The 14,791-nt window shown below is 42.3% G+C and carries 11 protein-coding genes; 5 read left to right on the forward strand and 6 right to left on the reverse strand.

What is annotated here, in order from left to right:
• Positions 1-308 precede the first annotated feature (308 nt).
• From CTT31_RS21105 to CTT31_RS21120, 4 genes are all read left to right on the forward strand, one after another.
• Positions 309-2,030, forward strand: coding sequence for an acetolactate synthase 3 large subunit (locus CTT31_RS21105; protein WP_211856981.1), 1,722 nt, complete (start codon positions 309-311; stop codon positions 2,028-2,030).
• Positions 2,030-2,527: an acetolactate synthase small subunit gene (ilvN, locus tag CTT31_RS21110; protein WP_010377111.1), complete on the forward strand. Its 498-nt coding sequence runs from the start codon at positions 2,030-2,032 to the stop codon at positions 2,525-2,527. Before CTT31_RS21105 ends, ilvN begins: the two co-directional genes overlap by 1 nt.
• A gap of 155 nt (positions 2,528-2,682) precedes the next feature.
• Positions 2,683-3,183 (forward strand): DUF4240 domain-containing protein, encoded by a 501-nt coding sequence (locus CTT31_RS21115; RefSeq protein ID WP_010377109.1) that lies wholly within the window; start codon positions 2,683-2,685, stop codon positions 3,181-3,183.
• A gap of 275 nt (positions 3,184-3,458) precedes the next feature.
• Complete coding sequence (locus tag CTT31_RS21120) at positions 3,459-4,619, forward strand: FG-GAP repeat protein (protein WP_249122376.1); 1,161 nt, start codon at positions 3,459-3,461, stop codon at positions 4,617-4,619.
• 135 nt (positions 4,620-4,754) lie between these two features.
• On the opposite strand, the gene CTT31_RS21125 is transcribed toward CTT31_RS21120, so the two are convergent.
• From CTT31_RS21125 to CTT31_RS21135, 3 genes are read right to left on the reverse strand one after another with little or no spacing between them, the layout of a single operon-like run.
• On the reverse strand, positions 4,755-5,690 hold the full coding sequence (locus tag CTT31_RS21125; protein WP_260492459.1) for a hypothetical protein: 936 nt from the start codon (positions 5,688-5,690) through the stop codon (positions 4,755-4,757).
• On the reverse strand, positions 5,687-6,184 hold the full coding sequence (locus tag CTT31_RS21130) for a GNAT family N-acetyltransferase (protein WP_260492460.1): 498 nt from the start codon (positions 6,182-6,184) through the stop codon (positions 5,687-5,689). The genes CTT31_RS21125 and CTT31_RS21130 overlap by 4 nt, the downstream gene beginning before the upstream one ends.
• A 6-nt stretch (positions 6,185-6,190) precedes the next feature.
• On the reverse strand, positions 6,191-8,185 hold the full coding sequence (locus CTT31_RS21135; protein WP_260492461.1) for a methyl-accepting chemotaxis protein: 1,995 nt from the start codon (positions 8,183-8,185) through the stop codon (positions 6,191-6,193).
• Positions 8,186-8,418: 233 nt separating this feature from the next.
• Here CTT31_RS21135 and CTT31_RS21140 point away from each other — a divergent pair, with 233 nt between their 5' ends.
• Positions 8,419-8,763 (forward strand): hypothetical protein, encoded by a 345-nt coding sequence (locus CTT31_RS21140; protein ID WP_010605496.1) that lies wholly within the window; start codon positions 8,419-8,421, stop codon positions 8,761-8,763.
• A gap of 32 nt (positions 8,764-8,795) precedes the next feature.
• On the opposite strand, the gene asd is transcribed toward CTT31_RS21140, so the two are convergent.
• The 3 genes from asd to CTT31_RS21155 all read right to left on the reverse strand — a co-directional run bounded on the left by asd (position 8,796) and on the right by CTT31_RS21155 (position 14,791).
• Positions 8,796-9,911, reverse strand: a complete 1,116-nt coding sequence (gene asd, locus CTT31_RS21145) for an aspartate-semialdehyde dehydrogenase (RefSeq protein WP_069019193.1) — start codon at positions 9,909-9,911, stop codon at positions 8,796-8,798.
• A gap of 444 nt (positions 9,912-10,355) precedes the next feature.
• Positions 10,356-13,043, reverse strand: coding sequence for a TonB-dependent receptor domain-containing protein (locus CTT31_RS21150; protein ID WP_130165554.1), 2,688 nt, complete (start codon positions 13,041-13,043; stop codon positions 10,356-10,358).
• A gap of 77 nt (positions 13,044-13,120) precedes the next feature.
• On the reverse strand, positions 13,121-14,791 hold the full coding sequence (locus CTT31_RS21155) for a hypothetical protein (RefSeq protein ID WP_260492462.1): 1,671 nt from the start codon (positions 14,789-14,791) through the stop codon (positions 13,121-13,123).

The following is a 14,791-nucleotide window of genomic DNA, read 5'->3' on the forward strand; positions in this document are numbered from 1 at the left end:
TATAAGTGCTACTAAATAAAAAATCTAATTGGTGGTGAATTTTAAATTGAAATGTAATATTTCAACATTTGAAAGGTGGAAAGGTGGAATTTATATCTAATACTGTGTAGGCTAACTTTGAAATCAACTTAAAGGCAAAATAATGACTAATTTCTTTCAACTAATCGTTCTCGTGGTGGTACTGGTCTCTTCATAGAGTTCAGCGGGGAGCTATTACTTGAAAGAAATACTCAAACCCCGCAACCAGCGGGGTTTTTTTTTGATTTTAGAAATATAACAGGCACGCACAGTCAACGAGGAATGAGGTAATGGCAGAGCAATACAACGGCTCCGAGCTAGTAGTAAAAGCATTGAGCGCATTAAAAGTAAAATACATATTTGGTTATCCCGGCGGATCGGTTCTTGATCTTTATGATGCCTTGTTTCAGCAATCAGATATTGAGCATATCTTGGTTAGACATGAGCAAGCAGCAACCCACATGGCAGACGGTTATGCCAGAGCGACGGGAGACGTCGGTGTCGTCCTTGCGACCAGTGGCCCTGGTGCCACTAACTGCATTACAGGGATCGCGACGGCTTATATGGATTCAATCCCAATGGTTGTGCTCTCAGGGCAAGTACCTTCAAACCTAATCGGCGATGATGCGTTTCAAGAAACGGATATAGTTGGTTGCTCTCGTCCTATCGTTAAACACAGTTTTAACTGCCGCGATGCGACAAAAATCCCAGAAGTATTAGCTAAAGCATTTTATCTAGCAAACTCTGGTAGACCGGGACCTGTTGTGGTTGAGCTGCCAAAAGATATTTTAAACCCTGCGCTTAAATTCGATTATCAGATGCCTGAACAGATTGATATGCGTACTTACAACCCGAGTGTAAAAGGGCATTCCAAGCAAATCCGCAAAGCGGTTGAAGCCATTATTGAAGCGAAGCGTTTGGTTATCTATTCTGGCGGCGGCATTATTCTTTCGAATACCTCGGAAAAACTAACTGAGCTGGTTGAGAAATTAAACGCGCCTATCACCAATACCCTAATGGGTCTTGGCGGGATCAGTGGCACACACCCTAACTTTATTGGCATGTTAGGGATGCACGGTAGTCTTGAAGCGAATAAGGCGATGGCGAATGCCGATGTTATCTTAGCGTTAGGGGCGCGTTTTGATGACCGTGTGACCAATAACGTTAAGAAGTTTTGTCCGGATGCCAAAATTGTTCACGTTGATGTGGATCCAACTTCAATTTCTAAGACCATTCAAGCGCATATTCCAGTTGTGGGCTGCTTAGATACAGTGATGGAGCAATTGCTACGCGGTATCGAAAAAAGCGAGAAGCGTATTGACCGCGCCGCACAAGAAGATTGGTGGCAAGCAATTACCACATGGCGTGCTCAGAAATGCTTGTCGTTTACTGCGGGTGTAGAAAAAATCAAACCGCAAACGGTTATCGAAAAGCTATACCAAATGACCAGTGGTGACGCGTATGTTTGCTCAGACGTTGGACAACACCAGATGTTTGCAGCGCAGTACTATCCGTTCAAATCACCTCGTCAATGGATTAATTCAGGCGGCCTTGGCACCATGGGATTTGGTTTACCCGCTGCGATGGGCGTAAAAATGGCATTTCCGCAAAGTGAAGTATTGTGCGTAACTGGGGATGGCTCTATCCAAATGAATATTCAGGAACTTTCAACCTGTTTGCAATACGGCCTTGCTGTCAAGGTCATCTCGTTAAACAACCGCTCGCTTGGTATGGTACGCCAATGGCAAGACATGATGTATGAGGGACGTCACGCAAGCTCTTATATGGAATCACTGCCTGATTTTGTTGCGCTTGCAGAGAGTTATGGCCATATCGGTATTCGGGTTGATAAACCTGAGCAACTTGATACGGCGCTGGAAAAAGCAATGTCGATTAAAGACAGACTTGTATTTTTAGATATTTTGGTTGATGAGTCTGAACATGTGTATCCGATGCAAATTAAGCAAGGTGCGATAGACGAGATGTGGTTGAAAAAAGGAGTAAAAGCATAATGAGAAGAATACTATCGATTTTATTAGAGAATGAACCTGGCTCTCTTTCTCGTATTGTGGGTTTATTTTCTCAACGTGCGTACAACATTGACAGCTTAACAGTGGGTACAACTGCAGACAAAACGCTATCTCGTATTACCATCACGACCCAAGGCGATGACCGCATTGTTGAACAAATCACCAAGCAAGTTAACAAGCTGGTGGATGTGCTTAAGGTTATAGATTTAACTGATATGCAGCACATTGAAAGAGAGCTGCTACTGGTAAAAGTCTATGCCAGGGATGAAGTAACACGAGCTGCTATCAATCGTGTTGCTGAGGTGTTCCAAGCCAGCATTATAGATATGGGCAAGCAAAGTTATATATTACAGATGGTAAGCTCAGCCGACCGTCTTGAGTCTTTCTTGGATCTATTACGTCACGAAAGCGACATTATTGAACTTGTGCGCTCTGGCGCGGTAGGTATTGGCCGTGGTGACAAAGCGCTGAAAGGATAAAACAACTTACCTTTTAGCTGTCACGATTATCTTTTTGCGCGGGTAAGCACGTTGTATTACGTACAACCCGCTGCAGTTATTTTGCATGGCAGCTTCGATTTACTCTCATTAGGTTAGTGGCTATAATCTCGTTTTTATCAAGTTAGATTATGCACATGGAACTCGAACGCTTCTGGCAGCTTGTCACCGCCCCCGATCATTCAAACGATAATGAATATTTAAAAACGCGTTTATCACCGCTAAGTTCAGAAGAAATTGCTCAGTTCGATGCATTATATACCAAAGAACTAAGAGCACTGTGGCATTGGGATAACTGGAAAGTGGCCTACGTGATTGCAGGCTGTAATAGCGAATATGATTTCTTAGATTTTTGTAATTGGATTATCAGTCGCGGCCCTGAAGCGGTAAGCGTACTCACTGCGGAACCAGACGAATTAGCTAATAAGTTTGCTATTCCGAATAAAGACGACCTGCCCTACCCGTTTATTGACGAATTAGATTTAGTTGCAGGGTTGCTTTTTGAAGAAAAAAATCAAGACGAACTCCCATATCACAGTGTCGTGAACTTTCCGCCGCAAGGTAAAAAGTTTAAAAATAAACCAAAACAGTTAAAGGCTGAACTACCTCAACTGTTTGGTCAATATTGGCTTGGATAAGGTTTAGTTTATTGTTTTATATGATGGGTTTTAGTTGTTCTAGAGTTAGACGCTGAAACTCATCATTACCATCACAAAATGTCACTGCTCCAGACGCTTATCAATCCTTCTCGCCAACAAAAAAACTTAAGAACACAACCTCTTGTTAAGTCGTAAGCAGTGGAATACTATGTTGATTCCCTATATCGAAAACAAAAAGAATAATGATGAAAGCCCCCTCCTCCTCTATTTTAAAATACTTCCCTAGTTTGGCGTTAGTGATAGCCTGTCAAAGTATGGCTGTGCAACAAAAATTGGTAGCCGATGATGGTAAAGCAGAAGATCAGTTTGGTTATAGCGTAGCGATAGACGGCACAACTGCATTAGTTGGTGCCCATAAAGTGGATGCAAATACGAGTCAGGATATTGGTGCGGCTTACCTATACACGCTAGGTGCGTCTGGCTGGCAGCAACAAGCAAAGCTCATCGCGCAGCCTGCCAATGCAGGCGACACGCTTGGCGGCAATGTTGCCCTTAAGAATAATATTGCCATGCTTGGTGCGATAAATCGGGACGATAAAGGAGAAAATGCCGGTGCGGTGTTTGCTTTTGAGCGCACAGAAAATAGCTGGGTACAAAAACAAATTTTAACCGCCAACGATGCAAAAGCGGGTGATGCCTTTGGACAAAGCATTGCCCTCACCGAGCAATTTTTAGTGATCGGCGCACCACATAGCGATGCGCCACACAAAGACTCAGGTTCAGCGTATGTATACGAGAGAGAAAACAATAGCTGGCATTTTCAGTCAAAGTTGACGGCAAGGGATGGTGCTGATGGGGACTTATTCGGAATTAGCGTAGCAATAGATGGCGATACTATTTTAGTCGGCGCAGATTTAAATGATGAAAAAGCAGAAAAAGCTGGTGCGGTTTATGTTTATCAATTCGATGGTAAAAAGTGGAATTCGCAAGCAAAACTGATGGCAAATGATGCTGGGAACACCGATATTTTTGGTGTTCGCGTGGCTATTTTTGGAGATACAGCCCTTATTTCTGCCAGAAGAGATGATATCGACGGTATAGGTAAAGATGCCGGCTCTGCTTATCTGTTTGAGAGAACAAATGATAAATGGACACAAACTCAAAAATTAGTGGCTCCAGATGCCAAAGCGGATGATAGATTTGCACGCGGTGTTGCGTTAAGTAAGGACATGGCGTTTATCACCGCCATGCACCATGATGAAAAAGGTAATAACGCGGGGGCACTTTATCTATACAAAAAACAACAAGGCCAATGGCAATATGCGTCTAAGGTATTTGCCAATGATGCAGCGCCAGAAGATAGGTTTGGTTGGAATATTGCGGTTTCAAATAACACCGCCATCATCGCAACTCCCCATCGCGATGACAAAGGAGAAGGCTCAGGTGCCGCCTATATTCTGGATTTGGTGGAATAATAGCGATTTATAATGTCTGAGCTGGCGCGGATAACGCCAGCAATGGGATCCTTCATGCTAAACCAACAAAGCGCATCGAAATTCACAACAAAATCGTCGAGTGTAACGGGTTACCTTTATTGCTTTGTTATATTTTTAGCCCAGCTGGACTATCCCACTTCCCCAATCACCATCGTCTAGCACGGTAATTACGAGATTGATTTTTGTCAAAAAAGTACTCTCTTTTGCCATCCATTTGACGAGTTTAATCTTAGAGTCGTTACCTTTGTAATCCTTCTTTTTTATATGGGACTGTAAAATATCTTGTATAGTGCCGGCTGCAAAATCTGTAACGCTTAGCAAGTCACTTGTTAATGGGTCATTGTGAAAGGGTTTGGCGAAACCTAGTATATCAAATTCATAATCACAGTACATATTTAGCACATTAACATATATTTTTTGAGTGTCTTTAAATGACCGTTCATTGCCGTCCTCATTTATTGTATCATTGTCGCAAAGCCACAAAGTCTTCTGTCCATGGTGCCCAAGTGCGCTTAAAAACATGCAAAGCGGATGTAGCACTCTCAAGAGCTTTTCTGCGTCCTTACCTTTCCAACCTGAAAAACTATGATTAGACAATAGAGCTAATAGCTCCTTATATGAGGCTTGTGTATTCAAGCCAAATACAGTATCAATATTTCGGTCAATCGAGACTGTCACTAGAGCACCATGTATATATTTATCCACTAATTCCAGATATTCCGATAATGCTCTTTTGATTGGACCGTATCTCAAATCTTTATAATTAAGCTCTTTGAATGGTTCATTCAAAGAATGTCTTTTTCTGAGCTCTTTGACATGTTCTTCAAATACAAAGCGTTTATCCGCAGATACTATAAGAAATGCATAGGTTGAAAAGTCAGCACCTTTATGTTCACCCCCAAAATCTGACAATATAAATAGCCCGTCATCGCAGCTAAAGTCAGGTAATTCTGGAATTTTGACGATATCTTTAGCAAGCAGTCTAGCGTACAAAGGATAGCTATCGTTTATACGTTTAAACTTGTATTCGTTTGGTTTTCTAATCCTCAAGCAAATTCTCCATCGGCCAAAAAGATTACTGATAGCTTCTTTGCATTGATACAATTGTTAGTGAGCATTACTTGATTCGCATGCACTGACTCGCCATTATATTCAGTGAGAAATTCATCAGACACTTCGAATCCGTATGCCTTGTATAACTCCTTTGCAGGCTCATTTGTCTTGGCGACAAAAAGGTTCGCCCTGCCGCATATTTGTGACAAAAGGAATTCAAGTATTTGTTTTCCGATTCCATTTCCTCTTGCACTAGGGCAAACAAATAACGCTCTAATCTCTGACCCAAATATTGCTCCAAAACCAAGAATATTTCTATCATCAAAAACGTATATCTTTGATTCCTTCAGCGCTGGTAGTCTCTTTTCATCATTTTCTAGAGGTAAGGGCTTAAATGTCTTTTTCTCAAAACGAAGCTCAACCAGCTTAGATTTCGAATAGAACTCAAAAATTCCCGGATAGTCTTCCTCTGTCAACTCTCGAATATTCATAGGGTGCTAGCTCTTATCAATTTTAAATATATCCATTGTGCGTTGTAGCGTATCGCTATTTAGTTTCATATCTTTAAACAATTCATTTAACGCTTTTGACGTATCTAATTCATGGTTTGCAGCGTCAAGTACAGCAGCGGTATTTTGTGATATATCGGCGGCAACTTCTGATTGTTCGCAGGCTGCGGTGGCAACAGAGGTCGTGAGTTTTTCAACATGCGCACTGTGCTCGTTTACTTTGAGCGATATCTTCCGCGTTTCCTCCACCTCGGTCATGGTATTTTGTGTGAGCAGTGTATTTTCTCTGATTGACTTAACAACGTTTTGGCTTATCTCTGACAAGCTAAGTAGTAGCGTGGAAATTTGCTCTGAAGATTGTTTACTGTTGTTTGCAAGTCCTCGCACTTCGTCAGCTACGACTGCAAAGCCACGGCCATGTTCGCCTGCGCGGGCTGCTTCTATTGCGGCATTGAGTGCTAGCAGGTTAGTTTGTTCGGCAACACTGCGAATTGAATCCAAGATAGTGTTTATTTCAGATACCTGCTTTTCCATACTCGCGGCCATCTCGTCGACGGCGTTCATACTCTTCGAGAGGGTTTTCATGGTATCTAAGTTCTTTTGGTTGTCTGCAAGTAATTGCTGTGATTCGATGTTAAGTTGGTCGCTGGCATCCAGGGTATCTTGCGCGAGTTTTGCAATTTCTTGGCTGGTTGCGGCCATTTCTTCTATTGCAACCGCAATGGAAGATGCCATGCCTTGGGTTTTTTGTGCATCTTCGTTCACATTAGAGGCCGCTATATGCATTTTTTCGCCAAGCTTAGTACCTACCTTTACCGACTTTGCCAAGCCTACCATTAAGTCTTTGAAAGCATTTATTGTGTTATAAACCGACTCGGAAATCTGTCCTAACTCATCACTTGTATTTAAACGCATATCTAAAGTTAAATCCCCCTCTTCCGCTACCTTTTTTAATATGTGCGTCAACTGTGAGAGCTGAGACCTCAGCGAGCGGATTAAATGGAAATTGATCAGCACGATAAAGCCAAGCACGGTGACGAAGAGCACGAACGTAAAAATGCTTTCAAAGGCAATATCAGATTTGCGCTGTTTACTATCTTTAATTGTTTTTTCCCATACCGAGTCAAGTTTGGCTTTTAGTTTGCCGATTAAATTAGTTGCGGTTGCGAACCACTCAGCACTTGATGGTAACTCATCGAAATCAATGTTCCCTTGAGTGTCGAGTTTATCCAAAATACGCTTGAACTCTTTCGCTTCCCTTGAAGATAAAAATTCGTTTAAATTGTTTTGGTGAGTACCTTCAAGGGCAGTTTCCAATTGATGTAATGACATCTCTAGCTGTTGGCGATAGTACTTAATATCGTCCTTAATGGTGTTTGAGATTGCTTTCCTTGCAAGTGCTCCATTAACCTTGCCACGGATCTGACCAAGGCGCTCTTTACTTTGGGCAATAAGGAAAGCAATAGAAAGTTCAGAAGATAAGGTTCTATCTGATACGTAGGCTTGAATTTTTGCTGCTGTGTTTAATGAAACTTGATTAAGTTTGCTGTAGTAAGCAAAGGCATTACTGCCATTCTTCCTGTCGACCTCACCTCTTACGCGGTTCTTATTGGCTTCCACTTCAAAAATATAAGGTAACCATTTTTGCACATTTTTATCTTTAAGAAACAGTGAAGAGTGAATACTCTTAAGCGTTGATATTGTTTGGTCGGCAATTTCACGTTGCGCGTCGACCTTTCGTTTGTTATCACTACTTGGATTACCAAGGAACCCTGCCGTTAAGCCGCGCTCTACCGCATGGTGATGCGCTACTTTCTCAATGGCGTCGAGCAAAACGACATAGTTGATATTTTGATCGGCCGCATTGTACTGTCTCCAGTTATTCAAAACGTTTTTGCCAACTAAAAATAGTAAAAATGCAAGCAGTGAGAAAGAACTTATCATCGTGAGCTGCATAATCGAGAATCTTTTCAAAATACCCATTCGTCTCTCCGTAGCGCGAGCGTAGATTATTGTTTAATCAAGGTAACTATAGTCCAACAAAATTAAGGTGAGATATTTTGTAACAAACATCGTAATTGAATTAGCGCTTTGAGGCAGTAAGGATATGATAAATGTTACTTTAAGTAATTTTTCTGAAAACAAATGGTAATGCAGTGTTGCTACATTCTTGTTGCTAATAATGGTATTGGCGTCAAAATTAAATAGAGGAATGTATGAAAGGATTTATCAAACTAATGTTAGTGAGCCTTGCGCTTATCTCATTGAAGTCATATGCGGTTGTATTTACGTGTAAAGGCATTGTGTACGACCTATATTCAAATGGTAATAATAGCTACGAAGTTAGGTTTGAGCGTGAGTCCGGAGTCGATCTTGAGCCTGTTATTATTTATCCAGAACAGCACTACCTTTTGGCTCCGGTTTTAGATGCTATCCGTGAAGGTGAAAAATACCGCACTGTATATCGCTTAGTTATTGAAAATAGAGATAGCGGTGATACTCGATGCCACGATGGTGAGAGTGAAAATGCCTTAATCGGTCTTACAAAAGTTATCGATTAAAAAACAAAAGGCGCCAACGGCGCCTTTAGAAATTAACCTGTAATGATCCTTAACATTCTACGAAGTGGCTCTGCCGCCCCCCATAAAAGTTGATCACCAACAGTAAATGCACTGATATATTTTTCACCCATTGTGAGCTTTCTTATCCTGCCTACAGGAATACTCAGTGTGCCAGTAACATTTACAGGAGTTAGCTCTTTTGCCGTAATATCACGCTCATTTGGAATAACGCGAACCCATTCATTATGTGCCGCTAGAATTTCCTCTATTTCTTCGACGCTTCGATTTTCACGTAACTTGATGGTGAGCGCTTGTGAATGACAGCGCATCGCGCCAATTCGTACGCACAATCCGTCGATAGGAATAGGCTGCTTTGACGAGCCAAGGATTTTGTTTGCTTCTACTTGTGCTTTCCATTCTTCTTTACTTTGACCAGACGGCATTGGAACGTCAATCCATGGAATTAAGCTGCCGGCTAACGGCACACCAAATTGATCTTGTGGTAAAGATTCATCTTTGATTTTTTCTGCCACTAGCTTATCGATTTCTAAGATGGCTGAACTTGGGTCGTCAAGTTGTGCTTTAACCGAGCTGTGGATCTCACCCATTTGAGTGATGAGTTCACGCATATTTCTTGCGCCTGCACCTGATGCCGCTTGATAGGTCATCGGGCTCACCCACTCTATTAAGTCTTGCTCGAATAAACCACCAAGCGCAAGTAGCATAAGAGAAACTGTGCAATTACCACCGACAAAGGTTTTTACACCTTGTTCAAGACCTTGTTGAATGACATCTTTGTTGACAGGGTCAAGCACAATAATACTGTCTTTTTCCATTCTCAGTGCTGAGGCTGCATCTATCCAATAGCCTTCCCAGCCCTGTTCACGCAATGAAGGATATACAGATTTGGTATAATCTCCGCCTTGGCAGGAGATGATAATATCCATTTCGCTAAGCGATTGAATATCGCTTGCGTCTTGAAGCGGCTTTGGCTCACCACCGCCTTTAACAACGGGGCCGAGTTGACCTGCTTGTGAGGTAGTAAAGAAGTGTGGATCAATGACATCAAAGTCATTTTCTTGCTGCATACGCTCCATTAGCACGGAGCCAACCATTCCACGCCAGCCGACGAGTCCTACTTTTTTCATGTTATGTGCCTTAATTCTTGATTATACGGATCATTGCGTGAGTCGTATGTCTAGATGGCTACCATAGCAAAAGAATACGCGGTGGACTAGCTAGAAATTAGGAATTTAATAAATAAAAAACCCCGCATGGCGGGGTTTGGATACAACATGTAAAGGTTGTCCTAATTAAACGCATTTGCGTCAACAAGAACTCGGTACGAAACGAGCTATGGTTTTGTTTTTAAAGCTCTTAAATAATGTTACTGGTTAAATATGACAAGTATATTAACAACCTAGTAACCTACTGAAGTATTTGGATATATTTTTATATATAGACCAACTATACACAAAGTTACAGAACTTAGTCCATGAAATAATGAATTAGTGGGAAAAAATATCTCGAAGATTGATAAAGATCAAAAAAGCCAAGGCTGACCTTGGCTTTGGTTAAAGCTTAGTTGTTCTTTAGAACTCGTAGCTGTAGCTCAGGCTAACAGAGGTACCGACATCTTTTTGTCGCACCACTACGTCAGATTGAGTTACTTCTTGATCTTCATTTAGCAAGTTCTTGACTTTAAATTTAACTTTAGAGTTAAAGTCAGGATACCAAGTATATACTAGGTCAAGTGAGTGGAATGGTTGCTCATAGGCATCATCTCTACCGCCGATCCCTGAAGCCAAAATACGCTCACCAAAGACGTTATACACTAATGAACCACTGTGTTGACCATCAGCCGAGTCATAGTTTAATTGCATATTAACTACATACTCTGAGTGACCCGTCATACGCTTCGTTGGGTTGGTTAAGTTACCAGCACGAGCAGGATCTATCGATACTTCAGAATCACTCAGGGTGATGTTACCTGACGTAAAGAAGCCACTCGCAAGGCCCGATAAGTCGTATAACCATTCGGCTTCGATACCGTATACTTCACCTTCCTCACCGTTTACGAAGGTTGCTGTATAGTCTTCATCACCAACGCGCAAGATAGTTTCTATTGGCGCCGTAATATCTTTATAGAATGCCGCAACTGAGAAGTTATCGCCATTATCCATATAGTATTCAAAGCGCGCGTCATAGTTTTTCAGGTCGCTACTCTTAAGGCCAGCTACACCGAAGGTGCGAATATCGGTTAATGGATCATAGTAGGCAACCGGTACTAACTCACGTAAGTCTGGACGTACAGTGGTTTCACCATAACCAAAACGTACTTGATAGTTACCGTCTGAAAGATACGTTAGCGATAGTGCGTTAAAGAAGTTATCTTCGTTAACGGTACCAGCTAAAATGCGCTCTTCGTCGTAAATCGTTTCCATTGTTACGCGGTCGAAGATCAGACTCGATGTCGCAAGTGACACCTGTTTAAAGTCTTCGTAACGAATACCACCACTAATACGCCAGGTATTATCAAAGAAGATATCAAACTCACCATAGCCCGCATCAATCTTTTGAGCCGCGATATAATCGTCTGCCGCTGGTGCTTGAGGTTCGTTGAAGGTCAACAAGAAAGTGTTGTTGTTCAAAAACTCATCGTCAAGATAACCCGATAATCCATAGATCTCAGATTCATCAAAGTTTACTGGGATGGATATGCCACTTTTGTTATTTACAACGAAGTTACTGGTATTGTAAACACGCGCTCTATCCATAAAGTCATAACCACCTTTAAGGGTAATTTCTATGCCCTCGAAGGTTAACGGTAAGGTGACATTGCCGCTGTAAGACTTTACGTTGTCTTCCATGTCTGTAAAGGCGTACGTTATACGGTTATCATCACCGGTAACGATGGAGTTTTTATAAGAACCGTCTTCGTTATAGTTATCAATAAACTTAAAGTCGATTTCTGTTGGAATATCGGTTTGCGCTTTTGACTCTGTATACTGCCAGTCAAAGCCAATCCCCCAATAATCGAGGAACGTGTGTTGACCAATCACTTGGTCGATATCCAATGTGCGTTCTTCGTAATCAAACTGATGTGAACGCTGTGCAGCGCCCGTTCCCGCAATTGTTCTAACGGTACTACCGTTAGGGCTTTGTAACACGGAAAACTCTGATTCGGTTTCGTTATCTTCGAGATAAATCTTAGAATAAGTAATGCTATGCTGATCTAAGCGGTAACCGATATTGAATACACCATTTAAGCGTTCAGTTTCAGTCGTTACTTTAGATTCTTTAAGTGTCACATAGCAGGAATTGGCTGTGTCTTCTGCGGTTTCTAGTTTTGAAGTACAGTTTTCAGCTAATGTGTCGTCAATAACGCCCGTCGTGCGGTCGCTATAATTCCAATCGTTGTCATAGGAACCTGCAAGCATAAAGCCTACCGTGCCGCCTAACCAATCTTCTTGGAAACTATTGCCAATGTTGGCTTTTACATCAAAGTTTGGATCTAGGGACTCTTCTTTGACTTGAATATCGCGAGGAAGTGAAGACACAAACCCTTTGATCACGTCAATTGCTTGATCCGCACGTGTTAGCCCGTCTTTATCTTTGAACCCGTTTTTGTCTACAACTTCACCGATGTCAAAGTTACCACGATATCTTACAACCGCATCTTGTAGTACTTGAGGTATACCTTCCGCGGTTCCGCTGTAGGTAAAGCCTTTATCAGAATTAAAGTTTTGGCCAATACCTACCTCAATACCCGCGGTGAACTCCGATGGTACAGACTTAGTACGGATATCGATGTTACCACCACCGAATGCAGCAGGCATTGACGGAGAATAAGCTTTTTGTACCGCTAGACTTTCAATAATGCTCGCTGGAAAAATATCGAGTGGAATAACGTTTCGGGTTAAGTCCGGGCTCGGTACTGCGGCACCATTCAGGCGAGCACTTGAGTAACGCTCACCTAGACCACGAACATAGATAAACTTGCCGTCAACTAACGTAAGACCGGTAACACGACGTAGCGCGGATGCTGCATCACTATCACCTGTTCTAGATAGCTGCTCTGCGCCTAAGATATCCGCAACGAAGGCTTGGTTTTTACGTTCTTCAATTACCGCCGCAGCACTACCTTGCAAACGAGTACCTACCGCAACAACTTCTTCGATTGCCTGTTCTTCTTCTGCAACGCTTGGTAGAGAAGTTGCGACTGTGAGTGCCGTACTGATGGCTAAAGCAACTTTTTTAAATTTCATTTGAGTATCCATATGCAATCCTGCCAAAAATCATAAAAAAGGCGCAATGACTGCGCCTTAATTGTAATAACTAAGGTCATTACGGATAATTAGTCAGCGTTTGAAGCCTCAATTGCTTTCTTAACCCACTGATACCATTCAGAAGATGTATCTTTATCAGATACCGCACCAATGTAATCAACAGTCGTGAAGAAGTTATCATTTAGGCTGCTTAGGTCGTTTGCTTCTACAGTGATAGCGGTAGAGCTTGAATTTGTTGAGAAGCCGTCTGCTGCAAGTACGTCAGCTGCACCGTTTAGAATTTGGTTCGAACCTGCGTTAACAAACCAGTCTTCTTTACCTTCACCTGCAGGTAATGGGTCAGAACCATTTTTAAAGTTTGCTGCACAAGCAAGTACAGAGCTTACATAGTTAAGCGTATCGGCTTCAGCGTTTGCCGCTGCATCTGGGTCTTTGAATTCTAGACATTCAGTGCCATTCGAAGCTGATGATTTAACTACTAACGCGTTGTAATACATACCACGGATTGCATCGTCAAACTTCATGCCTTGTGATTCGTCATCATCACGGATAGAGTTACCATCAGTCGTTATCACAGTTACGTTTGCGAAATTAAGCGTAGATGCTGGCGCTTGGCTATAATCAGGGCCTGCTGCTTTTTCACCATCGGTTTCAAAACCGTTGTTACCCATGAAGCCTTCTGTGCCTGCAGGGATTAGTACCGCGTCGCCGTTATCATCAGCATAAGTAACGTCACGCTTTGTTTGAATCGTACCGTGTTTAACAATAATGAACTGACCTTTACCCTGCCAGCCCGCATCAACGTCGATACCATCATCTTGAGTATCTGTTACTACGATATTTTTGATGTTTGCAGCACCACCGAAGAATTCGATACCATCGTCAAAACCTTGGTGAATGTGAAGGAATTCGAAGCTTGAACCAGAACCCACAGCATTCAGTGTTAGTGAGTTTAAATCGTCCCCAGGGCCGCCATCACGAGGACCAGAGCCTGCATACCAAATGTGCGCATATTTGATTTGACCGCTGCTATCTGCATTGTTTTTACCGCCATAGTAGCTTGTTACACCTTCAGAATCTGCATTACAAAGGTTGCCATCGCGCTCTGCATCAGTACATTCGTTTGTGATACCAAAACCGTTAACCATGATACCACCCCAGTCAGCAAACTGTGGACCGATACCTGCTAGGTTAAATGCGTCAAATTCTGCTGCTGAAGTGAAACGAATTGGCTCAGCTGCAGTACCAACTGCGTTAATTTTCGCACCACGCGCGATACGAACCACTGACTCACCAGAAGTGAATGCCATTACTGCACCTGGCTCTACAGTTAGTGTTGGACCGTTCGCCTCGATTGTACAACCAGTTGACGTGTTACAATCTTTACCGATTAAAAGTGCACCTTTGAATACGTGAGCGCCACCATTCTCAAGCTTTTTGAATGTCACATCAGCTTGTACCTCTAGTGATTTAGAAGCAAAGTCAGTGCCGTATACACAGTGTGGTGCTTGGAACGTACCTTGAACTTCAGTGCTTCCTACAGCGCGAGTTGTACAAGGGTTAGTTGTGCCTGTATCGCCACCTGTATCACCGCCCGAATCGCCATTGTTTGTTGTATTGTTTGAATTGTTAGTGCTGTTATCGTTTACAGTAGGTGTAACTTCGATGTCACCACCACAACCAGTAAGTGCCATAGCAGCGACGATTGCAGAGACTCTGAAGAGGTTTTTTAGTTCCAT

The sequence above is a fragment of the Pseudoalteromonas maricaloris genome (assembly GCF_024746855.1).
Taxonomy (GTDB): Bacteria; Pseudomonadota; Gammaproteobacteria; order Enterobacterales; family Alteromonadaceae; genus Pseudoalteromonas; species Pseudoalteromonas maricaloris.

Bases quoted from the DNA above. Each gene is read 5' to 3' on its own strand.
- CTT31_RS21105 (WP_211856981.1), top strand. From the start codon at position 309: ATGGCAGAGCAATACAACGGCTCCGAGCTAGTAGTAAAAGCATTGAGC.
- ilvN (WP_010377111.1), top strand. From the start codon at position 2,030: ATGAGAAGAATACTATCGATTTTATTAGAGAATGAACCTGGCTCTCTT.
- CTT31_RS21115 (WP_010377109.1), top strand. From the start codon at position 2,683: ATGGAACTCGAACGCTTCTGGCAGCTTGTCACCGCCCCCGATCATTCA.
- CTT31_RS21120 (WP_249122376.1), top strand. From the start codon at position 3,459: ATGGCTGTGCAACAAAAATTGGTAGCCGATGATGGTAAAGCAGAAGAT.
- CTT31_RS21130 (WP_260492460.1), bottom strand. From the start codon at position 6,184: ATGAATATTCGAGAGTTGACAGAGGAAGACTATCCGGGAATTTTTGAG.
- CTT31_RS21135 (WP_260492461.1), bottom strand. From the start codon at position 8,185: ATGGGTATTTTGAAAAGATTCTCGATTATGCAGCTCACGATGATAAGT.
- CTT31_RS21140 (WP_010605496.1), top strand. From the start codon at position 8,419: ATGAAAGGATTTATCAAACTAATGTTAGTGAGCCTTGCGCTTATCTCA.
- asd (WP_069019193.1), bottom strand. From the start codon at position 9,911: ATGAAAAAAGTAGGACTCGTCGGCTGGCGTGGAATGGTTGGCTCCGTG.
- CTT31_RS21150 (WP_130165554.1), bottom strand. From the start codon at position 13,043: ATGGATACTCAAATGAAATTTAAAAAAGTTGCTTTAGCCATCAGTACG.
- CTT31_RS21155 (WP_260492462.1), bottom strand. From the start codon at position 14,791: ATGGAACTAAAAAACCTCTTCAGAGTCTCTGCAATCGTCGCTGCTATG.